The 11,838-nt window shown below is 33.7% G+C and carries 12 protein-coding genes and 1 pseudogene; 12 read left to right on the forward strand and 1 reads right to left on the reverse strand.

All coding sequences use genetic code 11. The annotated features are described in order from the left end of the window. Positions 1-18 precede the first annotated feature (18 nt). The 5 genes from BA768_RS19190 (at position 19) to BA768_RS19210 (ending at position 3,889) form a co-directional block, all read left to right on the forward strand. Positions 19-684 carry a Yip1 family protein gene (locus BA768_RS19190; protein ID WP_065722042.1) on the forward strand — a complete coding sequence of 222 codons (666 nt, stop codon included), beginning with the start codon at positions 19-21 and terminating at the stop codon, positions 682-684. A 77-nt stretch (positions 685-761) separates the two neighbouring features. Further along, a complete protein-coding gene (locus BA768_RS19195; RefSeq protein WP_034673165.1) occupies positions 762-1,208 on the forward strand; it encodes a 6-pyruvoyl trahydropterin synthase family protein in 447 nt (148 codons plus the stop codon). A 23-nt stretch (positions 1,209-1,231) separates the two neighbouring features. After that, on the forward strand, positions 1,232-2,002 hold the full coding sequence (locus tag BA768_RS19200) for a UDP-2,3-diacylglucosamine diphosphatase (RefSeq protein WP_083206750.1): 771 nt from the start codon (positions 1,232-1,234) through the stop codon (positions 2,000-2,002). A 207-nt stretch (positions 2,003-2,209) separates the two neighbouring features. Beyond that, on the forward strand, positions 2,210-3,190 hold the full coding sequence (locus BA768_RS19205; RefSeq protein WP_065722043.1) for an acyl transferase: 981 nt from the start codon (positions 2,210-2,212) through the stop codon (positions 3,188-3,190). 153 nt (positions 3,191-3,343) lie between these two features. Continuing rightward, positions 3,344-3,889, forward strand: a complete 546-nt coding sequence (locus BA768_RS19210; RefSeq protein ID WP_065722044.1) for a hypothetical protein — start codon at positions 3,344-3,346, stop codon at positions 3,887-3,889. Positions 3,890-3,931: 42 nt separating this feature from the next. On the opposite strand, the pseudogene aqpZ reads toward BA768_RS19210, so the two are convergent. After that, positions 3,932-4,663: pseudogene (gene aqpZ / locus BA768_RS19215) on the reverse strand (aquaporin Z). A gap of 218 nt (positions 4,664-4,881) precedes the next feature. Here aqpZ and BA768_RS19220 point away from each other — a divergent pair. From BA768_RS19220 to BA768_RS19250, 7 genes are all read left to right on the forward strand, one after another. After that, on the forward strand, positions 4,882-5,499 hold the full coding sequence (locus tag BA768_RS19220) for a DUF5715 family protein (protein ID WP_065722045.1): 618 nt from the start codon (positions 4,882-4,884) through the stop codon (positions 5,497-5,499). Positions 5,500-5,727: 228 nt separating this feature from the next. Further along, positions 5,728-6,465, forward strand: a complete 738-nt coding sequence (locus BA768_RS19225; protein WP_065722046.1) for a hypothetical protein — start codon at positions 5,728-5,730, stop codon at positions 6,463-6,465. 9 nt (positions 6,466-6,474) lie between these two features. Next, positions 6,475-7,098, forward strand: a complete 624-nt coding sequence (locus tag BA768_RS19230) for a hypothetical protein (RefSeq protein ID WP_065722047.1) — start codon at positions 6,475-6,477, stop codon at positions 7,096-7,098. 62 nt (positions 7,099-7,160) lie between these two features. Next, positions 7,161-7,847 carry a sensor histidine kinase gene (locus BA768_RS19235; RefSeq protein WP_228388513.1) on the forward strand — a complete coding sequence of 229 codons (687 nt, stop codon included), beginning with the start codon at positions 7,161-7,163 and terminating at the stop codon, positions 7,845-7,847. After that, positions 7,840-8,511 (forward strand): response regulator transcription factor, encoded by a 672-nt coding sequence (locus BA768_RS19240; RefSeq protein WP_034673184.1) that lies wholly within the window; start codon positions 7,840-7,842, stop codon positions 8,509-8,511. The genes BA768_RS19235 and BA768_RS19240 overlap by 8 nt, the downstream gene beginning before the upstream one ends. 294 nt (positions 8,512-8,805) lie before the next feature. Beyond that, positions 8,806-10,740, forward strand: coding sequence for an ABC-F family ATP-binding cassette domain-containing protein (locus BA768_RS19245; RefSeq protein ID WP_065722048.1), 1,935 nt, complete (start codon positions 8,806-8,808; stop codon positions 10,738-10,740). A gap of 359 nt (positions 10,741-11,099) precedes the next feature. Then, on the forward strand, positions 11,100-11,453 hold the full coding sequence (locus BA768_RS19250) for a hypothetical protein (RefSeq protein ID WP_065722049.1): 354 nt from the start codon (positions 11,100-11,102) through the stop codon (positions 11,451-11,453). Positions 11,454-11,838 lie beyond the last annotated feature (385 nt).

An 11,838-nucleotide genomic window follows, 5' to 3' on the forward strand; every position in this document is an offset into this window, starting at 1 on the left:
TTTTAATAAAAACTAAACATGGAATCAAATTATACGGAAAATCAATTTGAAGAGTTCGAAAAATACGATGTTGTGTCTGATCGGGATGTTTTCACAAAAATATGGACGGAACCCAGAAGGATCTTTAAATTTATTAATGATACCAAGTACGAAAAATATTATTACATACTATTGTTTCTGGCAGGTGTGGTAAGAGCTTTTGATCGCGCATCCTCAAAAAGTATGGGTGACGATTCTTCACTTCTTATGATTCTGTTTTCAGCGATTGTTATTGGTGGTGCTTTTGGCTGGATATCTTATTATATTTATTCTGCTTTATTGAGCTGGACAGGAAAATGGTTAGGTGGAGTAGGTGACACTTCTTCAATATTCAGGATGATGGCTTATGCGATGATTCCGTCTGTTTTGATTTTATTCTTTTTGTTTCCTCAAATAGCAATATACGGTCGTGATGTTTTCAGTGATATTGAATATATAGCTCCCGGCTCATTTGGTAATATTGTTCGCAGTATACTTGCTGTTTTTCAGATCATACTTTCTCTTGCAACATTGGTTTTCATGGTTATTGGTTTGTCTGTTGTACAAAAATTCTCAGTAGGGAAAGCTATTCTTAATCTTATTTTACCTATTTTGATAATTATCCTTCCTATTGTATTAGTGTTTTCGATTTCTAGGATTTTTTAAAGTTTTAATGATTTAATCGATTGTAAACTCGGTACAAAGGTCGTTCATTAAATATTGAATTTCCCTATCTTTGCACCATGATACGTATTACAAAAATTTTTACATTCGAAACCGCTCATGTTTTGTACAATTATGACGGAAAATGTAAAAATATGCATGGACATTCTTACAAACTTTTCGTTACGGTAAAAGGAAAGCCTGTAAATGATCTTGAAAATCCCAAAAACGGAATGGTGGTAGATTTCGGCGATATAAAAAGTATTGTGAAATCCGAGATTGTTGATGTTTGGGATCATGCCGTTTTAATCAACGGACTTTCACCGCACAAAAATTTAGGAGAAAGCCTTGAAGATCAGGGACATAAAGTAATTTATTGCACCTTTCAGCCAACCTGCGAAAATATGTTGTACGCTATTGCAGCAAAAATAAAATCTAAACTTCCGGAAGGAATTTCTTTGGCTTATCTAAAACTTCACGAAACCGAAAACTCTTATGGGGAATGGTTTGCAGAAGATAATCAGTAATTTATTCAAAAAGCTCAAAAGCGGTGTTAAAAACAGCCATCAATTTAGAACCCGGTAAAAAAGTATATTTTGCTTCAGATCAGCATTTTGGTTCTCCGGATCCGAAAGAAAGCAAACTGCGTGAAGCCAAATTTATCCGTTGGATGAATGAGATCAAAGAAGATGCGCAGGTTTTGTTTTTGATGGGCGACCTGTTCGATTTCTGGCACGAATGGAATCACGTCATACCAAAAGGTTATGTACGTGTTCTCGGTAAAATTGCTGAATTGAAAGATCACGGAATTCAGGTGTATTTCTTTGTCGGAAACCACGATTTGTGGATGAAAGATTATCTGGAAGAAGAAATCGGCTGCACTGTTTTTTATAAAAAACAATACTTTGAAATTTCCGGAAAACAATTTTTACTGGCTCACGGAGATGGTTTAGGCCCCGGAGATAAAGGGTACAAAAGAATGAAAAAAGTCTTTACCAATCCTGTTGCGCAGTGGTTTTTCAAATGGCTTCATCCGGATATTGCAATGAGAATAGCATTGTATATGTCGCAGAAAAACAAGCTGATTTCCGGTGATGAAGACAAGGCGTTTTTGGGAGAAGATAAAGAGTTTCTGATTATTTATTCTAAAAAAAAGCTGGAAACAGAGAATATTGACTATTTTATTTATGGTCACCGACATTTGCCGATGGTTTTAGATTTAGAAAAAAATTCGAAATACATCAATTTGGGAGACTGGATATCTTATTTTACCTATGGAGTTTTTGAACATGATTTTGAATTGAAAAAATTTGAGAATTAAATAAAAAAATTACCTCAAAAAAAATTGAGGCAATTCTTGAATAAAGGTTCTACACTCTTTATTACTAATCCATATTCCGATTTTGTTGTTGCAAAAACTTGACCAAAAGTATGCTCTCCAAATAAATAAATTACAAATATTTAGGTTTGCAAAATGTAAAAGATTCATTTTGAATCAATAAGCTTAAAATTTAATCTGAAAAATAAATTGAAAAATATTTTTGACATAAAGACCGAAGAAGATTTTTTGACAGCCTGTCTTGAAACTTTCCGATTTCAATATGAAAATGTTGAGATTTACAGAAAGTTTGTTGATTACCTGAAGATTGATCCTCAAAATGTAGATGAACTGGCGAAAATTCCTTTTCTGCCGATTGAAATGTTTAAAAATCATCAGATTTTAAATAAGAATATTTCAACAGAATTATATTTTCAGAGCTCGGGAACAACGCAGATGAATCTGTCTAAACATTTTATAGCGGACCAAAATATCTATCAGGAAAGCATTTATAAAAGTTTCGATCAGTTTATCGGAAAGCCTGAAGATTTTATTTTCCTGGGTCTGTTGCCAAGTTATCTTGAAAAGCAGAATTCGTCGCTGATTTATATGGTTGATTACCTTATGAAAAAATCCGGCAAAACCGAAAACGGATATTTCCTGTACAATCACGAAGATCTGTTCAAGCTTTTGAATGATCTAAAAGACAAAAAGGTCATTTTATTCGGAGTTTCGTTTGCGCTTTTAGATTTCTTAGATTACTGCACCTCAAACTCTCAAACCCTCAAGCTCTCCGACACTTTAACTGTAATAGAAACCGGCGGAATGAAAGGGCGAAAAGAAGAGATGACCAAAGATGAATTATTGAAAATTCTACAGGAAGGTTTTAAAACCGATAAAATTTATTCAGAATATTCGATGACAGAATTGCTTTCTCAGGCATATTCTTTAGGTGAAAATATCTACCAATGCCCAAACTGGATGAGAATCTTGGTAAGAAATGCTGAAGATCCTTTTAATTATGAAAAAGAAGGCAGAACAGGGGCGATCAATATTATTGACTTGGCAAATATTCATTCCTGTTCATTCCTTGCAACGCAGGATTTGGGTAAAATAATGGGCGATAAATTTCAGGTTCTGGGTAGGATTGATCATTCTGATATTCGGGGCTGTAGCTTGTTGGTGAGTTGATTGGTTAATGAGTTTGAGTGCTCTAGTGTTTTAGTGTGGTTGATATTGATACTTAAATTCTGCTATCATTTGCTGAGCAAAGCGCTTTTGCGACCGAAAAATACTCTAATTAAAAAAAAATCTTAGCGAACCTTGTGTTAAAAAAAATTAATAGTGTTAAAAATAGAAGAACTTGTTCATGCATACATTCATTCTCAATGCGATTTTGAGAAAGAAATTGTCTTGACCAATCATTTTCAGGCAGATTGGGAAGCAGATATTCTGATCATTAATGCGGAAGGATTTAGTCACGAAATTGAAATTAAGCTTTCAAAAAGTGATTTTAAAAATGATTTTAAAAAATCGTACGTTAATACCTCAACAGGAGAAAAATTTCTGAAGCACGATAAAATTTGCTGTGGCGATTATATCTGCAATTCTTTCAGTTTTTTGTTGCCAATGGGAATGATCGAACATTCAGCCATTCCTGAACATTGCGGAATCATTGAATTTTACCACAATGTAGACTCTTGGGAAACTGAGTTTTATCTGATTCGAAAGCCTAAAACAGTTCACAAAGATTCTTACTGGAAATTAACAGATAAAGATCTTTTTATCCGAAAAATGGCTCTGAATCTATTACAGCGCAAATTGGAAATCAAAGGAAAACACGAAGAACTCATCTTTAAAAATCCGTTTGATATCAAGAAGACAAAATAAAAATCCCGCCAAATGACGGGATTTTGTAATAATAACTAATATTTATTCGGCAATAGCCTCGGAATTTTTTTGCAGCAAAAACTTATAGATCAATCCGCCAACGATTCCACCTAAAATCGGAGCTGCCCAAAACAGCCAAAGCTGGGAAATAGCATTTCCGCCAACGAAAACTGCCTGAGAAAGTGATCTTGCAGGGTTTACAGAAGTATTGGTAATCGGAATAGAAATTAAATGAATCAATGTTAACCCTAAACCGATGGCAATTCCTGCAAATTTTCCGTTAGCAAATTTGTCAGTTGCTCCCATGATGATGATCAGGAAGAAAGCAGTCAATAAAAACTCTGTTAAAAATGCTGCACTCATAGAATATCCTTTGCCAAAATAAACGGCATCACCGTAAAAATTGGTGGCAAAAGCTCCCGGTCCTGAAAAATCGGGTGTTCCGGAGCCGGAAAGGATAAAATATAAAGCTCCCGCAGCAGCAATTGCTCCTACGCATTGTGCTACAATATAAGGAACAAGTTCTTTTGCAGAAAACCTTCCTCCGGCAACTTAACCGAAGGAAACCGCAGGATTAAAATGTCCTCCTGAAATATGTCCGACTGCATAAGCCATGGTGAGAACTGTAAGACCGAAAGCCAGGGCGACTCCTATTAAAAGAATTCCCAATTGTCCGTTTGAAGAGGGAGCAATTTGTGAAGCAAAGATTGCGCTTCCACAACCGCCGAAAACAAGCCAGAATGTGCCGAAAAATTCAGCAAAAAGTTTTTTTATCATAATGTTTATTTTAAATGTATTTCAAATTTAAAATTAATATCTTAATTTAAGATGATAATTTTTAAATATATTTATGACTTGTGGGGTTTTTATTTGTGAATTTAATAATATATTTATTTGTTTGGTAGTGATATATTTCACATAATTTTAAATTGTAGTTGATTTTTATAACATAAATGATTATTTTTAGTTTATAAATTTTTAAAGTCTCTTGAATGAAAAAGTTTCTGTTAATAATTCCTGTTATTTTTTCACATACTTTTCACGGTCAGAAATCGGCAAAATCTTCACCTTGTTATGATTTGAATGAAATTTTGAAAGTAGAGCCGACTCCTCTCTATAAGCCACATCTGGATGCCTCAAAAAGTTTTAATGTAAAAATTCTCAAAACTACAGGTACAGTACAGAAATACATCAATAGCGGGAAATTTCATTCCGTTAATAAAAAAGGAAAGGGTTACCGAGTTCAAAAACTGGATTACAGCAGAGCCTGGCTGGTTTCAAAAGCGTATCTGAATTTGGAAAGGATTGGCAATAGATTCAGTAAAAATACAGGTGGAGCTTATTTTACAGTAACTTCTATCACGAGAACACTTGAAGATCAGTGTAAACTACGAAAAGTTAATTCGAACGCAAGTTTGGGAATCAGCTCTCATAATTACGGAAATTCTTTTGATATTTCTTATGTAAGATTTAATGGTGTTCATAGACCGAATCCTAAGTTGGAATCTGCCCTAGAAAAGGTTCTGAAATATTATTACGATGCAGGACGCATTCATTACATCAAAGAGAGACAGCAAAGCTGTTTTCATGTGACGGTGAGAAATTATTAAATTACTTTTAATTGTAAAATATTTGTGCAGTGAGGTTTTTTAATAAATAGATTCTAAGTTAAAATTGGTTTTCTAAAAACTCGTTGAATTTTTTTTAAGAGAAAAAAATGAACCTATTTTCATGTAATTGTGAGAAAATATTAATTTATTTTTATTTATTCATCGGATGTTTGCGCAGTTTAAAGGGATTCAATAAATTTATCGCGTAAACCTTTAAAAAAACTTTTAATGCAAAATTTGAACAGGGAACAGTACACTGCTGCAGTGGAAGGATGGATCTATGCTAAAACTGATCCAAGAAGACTAAACGAACTTTTTCCCGAAAACTACATTTTCAATTTTACAACCGAGCAGGTAGACTGGCTTAGAAAAGCTAACGCTAATAAAGAGTTTTGCGCTGAAATCGGAGTGATGGAAGGCAAACTGACTGTAATGCTTTGCCCGCTTGATGAAAAAGGCAACAAAATGGAAGTAGGTGAAGTTCCTTTCTCTGTTTTTGAACCTTTGGAGGAAGATTTGAAACTGACGGAAATTCAAACCTATACGGTGGTGAAGAATGCAGTTCTGTCAAAAGAAATGCGTAAGGTCGATAACGATTCAGACATGTTTTTTCCGGTTGCAGGTAAACCGATTATGGATCAGGATATAGCGATTGACTGTATCGAATCCTGGAAGGAAAACGGACAAGACTGGTTTTATGCTGAGTACAAGCAAAACGGAGGCAAAAGTATCTTCAATAAATTCTATGTTCCGTTTGATAAAATTTCTAAGGCAGAAACTGAAGTAAGTTTTGTTTGTTCTTTCGGGCTTAAATATTCTGATATTTATCAAAAACAGCTTCCTGCACTAATTTTTATTTCCTTTATTAAGAATTTAGGTGGGAGTGTAGAAACAATTTCGAATACTTTTGATTATGCAAAACCTTGTCCACCAGTTTGCAAAATTCCTGATTTGGGAATTGAATAATGAATTCAAATGGTAGATTTTTATAAGACATTTTTGCTTTTAAATTACGGATTGCTTGCATTAATAGTTTTCCTTATTTTTTGGAAATTTACCATATTAAGTCAAAAAGAAAGACAATATACATATTATATTGTTTTTCTTTTTCTTGTTGAGTTGGTCGGTTTGATCTTAGCGTATATATTTGAATTGCAGGATACATCATTTATCTATCAATATTATATAGCAGGAGAATTTTTACTGATAACCAATATATTCATAAAAAAATTAGATTTACCAAAATATACATTGGTAATCTCATCAATTATTGGGGTAATATTTTTAATTAGTGCTAATATTCCTAAAATTAATTTCAATCTTGATGAAGCCAAAGTTGCATCCAATATTGTTATTATTTGTTTAGCGGGATTTACTTTATTGAAACAGGTTAAAGATGATAACAGTTCAAACAGATTTATCTTAGTGGATGCAAGCATTTTCTTTTATTATTCGGTTTCTGTATTCATATTTATTATTCAACAACAATTACAGAATCTTTCAGAAGATAATTTTTATATGATTTTGGGAATCAACACAGTTTTGTCGAGTATTTTATATAGTTCATTTATTTATACATTTTTAAAATTAAAGAAGTAACACTCAATATCAATCTGCTGGTTTTGATAATTGTCACCTTGGCGATTATCGTCTTTTTTATATTGATATTATATAAAACTTTTATTGATCGTATTGTCAGAGAAAAAGATTTGCAGAACAGAGCTGAAATTCAGCATCAGAAAGAATTGGCTTTAGAAAATACGAAAGCACAGGAAGAAGAACGGAAAAGAATTGCTATTGCAGTTCACGATGATATTGGCAACAGGCTCAACATTCTTTCATTATGGCTCAATAATCTTGACATTGAAGATGATTCTGCTTCAGAAGTGATTTCAAATCAGATTTCTGAATTAATAGACAATACAAGAAGCATTTCGCATTCGCTTTATCCTGTAAATCTTGAGAAATTAGGCTTAATTTTATATATTGAAGAACTGATTACGAATTTATCGGCAAGGATCAATATTTCAATGCATCTCTCTCGTTATATTAAAAAGGATATGTTTGTTGAAGTTCAGATTTATCGAATTATTCAGGAATTTACGACCAATGTTATTAAACATTCGGGAGCAGAAAAAATTGAAATTGCAATAAAAGAATTTGATAATTTTACTGCAATCGTTATTTCCGATAACGGAAAAGGTTTTGACTATGAAAAAGTAAAAAAAGGAATGGGAATCAAAAACATAGAATCCAGAATCAAATCGATGGATGCAGAATTTAAATGGAAAAGTGTGCCCAATAAAGGAAGCCGACTAATTTTTAAAATTAATAAAAACAATGAGTGAGCAGATAAAAATTGCTTTGGTAGACGATGAACAGTTGATTCTTGAAGGGGTAAAAATGTTACTTTCAAAAGAAAAAAACTTCTCGGTAACGATGATGGCGAATGATGGAAATGTCTTCCTCGAAAATCTCGAAAATCTTTCAGCAGAAGACTTTCCGGATATCGCTCTCGTTGATGTACAGATGGAGCCGATGAACGGTTTTGAGCTTGTGGAGATTTTAAAAAACAAATATCCTGATCTCAAAGTTATTATTCTTTCGTCACACTACAAGACATCCGTTTTAGGGTATATGGTCAAGTTGGGAGTTTCTGCATTTCTGCCGAAAAATTCCAACAAAAAATTATTCATAGAGGCGATTGCAAAAGTCTATAAAAACGGGATCTTTTTCACCAATGAAGATCATGCAATGCTTCTTTCCTATATGAACAATTCTTCAAAAAAGAAATCGCTTTTTGAGATGAATGATGATCTTTCCGATAGAGAGCGTGAAGTAGTGAAGCTGATCTGTCAGGAAATGACAAACCATGAGATTGCCGAGAAACTCTTCATCAGCCCGCGAACCGTCGAAAGTCACAGACAACGTGCAATTGAAAAAATTGGTGCTAAAAACACCGTCGGAATAGTGATCTATGCAATCGTGAACAATATTTATTCTCTTGCGTAAAGCGTACTCAGTATAAATACGGATTTTTCTATTTGGTAGATTATACGTATCGGCAATCAAAATATTTTGTCTTATTTTGCGTTGTTCTTTTGATGTTCTACATGAAAAAAACTGATGAAATAAAGTTCTGCTGAATTTCAGAAATTATATTCTAGGCAAACGTTTTTTTTAAAATTTAGCAGTGAGCTGTCGTTTAGGACGGCTCTTTTTATTTTCCTGTCTTTCATTTCTTTTCCGTATTTTTGCACCCGAAAAAGATTCATATTCATTATTCACATTTAATATTCATTTCAAATGCTTTCGGTTCAGGGTTTAGGATTACATCATTCGGGTAACTATTTGTTTCAAAACGTCAATTTTACCATTAAAAAAGATGATAAAATTGGGTTGGTCGGTAAAAATGGAGCGGGGAAATCTACGCTTTTAAAAATGCTTTCCGGAGAAATCAATTTCTACGAAGGAAATGTTGTTCCGGAAGGAAATATTACGATTGGTTTTCTAAAGCAGGATCTTGATTTTGTGAAAGGCAGAACGGTTTGGAATGAAACAATGCAGGCTTTTGAGCAAATCAATGCATGGAAAGATGAACTGGAAGAAATCAATCATCAATTGACCGTAAGAACCGACTACGAAAGTGATTCTTATACCGATTTGATCAACAGAATGACTGATCTGAATGATCTTTTGATGCATCATGATGCTTATAATCTGGAAGGTGACATCGAAAAAGTTCTTTTTGGTCTTGGTTTTAAAGCAGATGATTTTCAAAAAATCACCGACGAATTTTCAGGGGGATGGAGAATGAGAATCGAACTGGCCAAATTGCTTCTTCAGAAAAACGATTTGATGCTTCTCGATGAGCCTACCAATCACCTGGATATGGAATCCATCATTTGGTTGGAGAACTTTTTGAAAGATTATCCCGGAGGAATTGTTTTGGTAAGTCACGATAAGCAGTTTATGACAGCGGTTTGTAACCGTACTTTTGATGTGAACAACAGAAAAGTTGACGATTACAAAGCTAATTATTCCAAATATTTAATCATGCGTGAAGACCGCCGTGAAAAACTGATTCAGGCTAAAAAGAATCAGGATGCGGAAATCAAGCAGATGGAAGATAACATCAATAAATTCCGTGCAAGTGCTACCAAAGCATCTTTTGCCCAGTCTTTGATTAAAAAATTAGATAAAATAGAACGTATTGAAGTGGATAACGAAGACGTTTCTAAATTCAATATCCGTTTCGTACAGTCGCAGATTCCCGGAAAAGTTATTTTCGAAGCTGAAAATCTTGGGAAAGCTTATGGTGAAAAGCAGATCTTTGATGATGTTGATTTCATCGTACAACGTGGCGACAGGATTGCCCTTCTTGGGCAAAACGGGCAGGGGAAAACCACTTTAGCAAAAATTCTTGCCGGAGACATCAAAGATTATTCAGGAAACTGGAACTTGGGTCACAACGTAAATATTGGTTACTTCGCCCAAAACCAGGAAGAAGTGTTAACGCCTAATAAAACCGTTCAGGAAGAAGCAGAAGACTCTGCTACCGAAGAAACGAGACCAAGAGTTCGTGATTTATTAGGATCTTTCTTGTTCCAGGGTGAAGCGGTAAATAAAAAAACAAAAGTACTTTCCGGAGGTGAAAGAAACCGTTTGGCACTTTGTAAATTGTTGCTGCGTCCGTTCAATACGTTGATTATGGATGAGCCTACCAATCACCTGGATATTCAGTCTAAAGAAATTATCAAATTAGCTTTACAGAAGTTCGAAGGTACTTTAATTGTCATTTCGCACGACAGAGAGTTTTTACAGGGACTTTGTGATAAAATCTATGAATTCCGGGATGGTAAAATGAAAGAATTTTTAGGAGATATCAATGAATATCTTGAATTCAGACAGAAAGAATCCATCAGAGAGATTTCTGCCGAAAAAGCAAAACTTCATGGTGAAGAGCCCAAGGTTGAGGTAAAGGCTAAAAAAATTGAAGAACCAGCAACTAGCAACCAACAGCCATCAACCATTGTCAGCAAAGAACAAAAAAGTATTCAGAATAAACTGAAGAAAGTTGAAGAAACAATTTCTGAGCTTGAACTAAAAATTGAAGAATTCGAAGCTTCTTTTACTAAAGAAAATCCTTCTGAAGAAACTTTAGAAAAATACAATAAAACCAAAGAAGACCTTGATCTTGCATTACAGGAATGGGAACATTTGGGAACGCAGTTAGATTAATTTTTAAATTTAAAATATTGAAAGATGGACTTTGGTTCATCTTTTTTGTGAGATATGTGATGTACCTAAAAGAAGTTTTCTCCATCAGAAAATCTCGTGATGAATATTGCTCCGTAGGAGCAATCTGTTAATAGAATGTACAATTAAAATGTTCAGAGAGCCCCTTAGGGGCGACCTGAAAAAAGCTTTAAAATTTTTTTGCTCCGTACGAGCAAAACCTTTGTAGCATGATCATTTTATCAATATTTGAGCTCCGTAGGAGCGAAACTTTTTAACTATAAATGGCATAATCCTCTTTAAATTATTAAAATTTAATCTTTATGTAAAAGGCTTTCATTTATTTTTTATAATTTTGCCAAATGATTTTCAAGGAAAGCCGACAACTAAAAAGCTTTATCTCAAAACTGATGTTTGGGATTTACTTCTTTGCGTTGTTTTCGTCAAGCTTTCACAATCATGATTCAGGAGATTTTAAGCATTTTAATCTTAAAAAAACCGAAAATTCTATTTCAAAATCTGAAGCTAAAGAAAAAGCGGTCGACTGTTTGGCCTGTCACTTTTTAGCAACAGGAAATACTCTTTTACCGGAAGAATTTAGTTTCACTTTGATCAAACATACTCATGAGGCAGAGCAGGTTTTTGCTTTACAGGAAAAAATCTGGTCGCAAACTAAATTTACCTTTCAACTTCGGGGACCTCCCGCAATTTCATAATCAATAGATTCTTTTCCGGATTTTTTTGCTTTAAATTTTTCAAGATTTAAAAGTCGTTGAGTGTAGTAATTTTATATTGATTACTAATATTTCTCTGACCTAAGAAGCTGAAGCGTTAGGAAAATTGAAATTCAATCCGTTAAAAAATTCCCACTGTTTGAGTGAGCATCATTTTTTGTTTCGAAACCGTAATTTTAATTGAACGAGTTTTGGGGATTTTAGGATTTAATTTAAATTTTTAGCGGAAGATTCTAGTCTTGAATTTTTAGTACTTTTTGCTTCAAGGCAAAAGTACAAAGCAAAATCCAATTCAAAATTTTAACGAAAGTATTTTCATGTCGTTCATTTTATAATGAAATGATCTGATACATACGCAATCTATCTA

Source organism: Chryseobacterium sp. CBo1, from assembly GCF_001693475.1.
GTDB classification, from domain to species: Bacteria; Bacteroidota; Bacteroidia; order Flavobacteriales; family Weeksellaceae; genus Chryseobacterium; species Chryseobacterium formosense.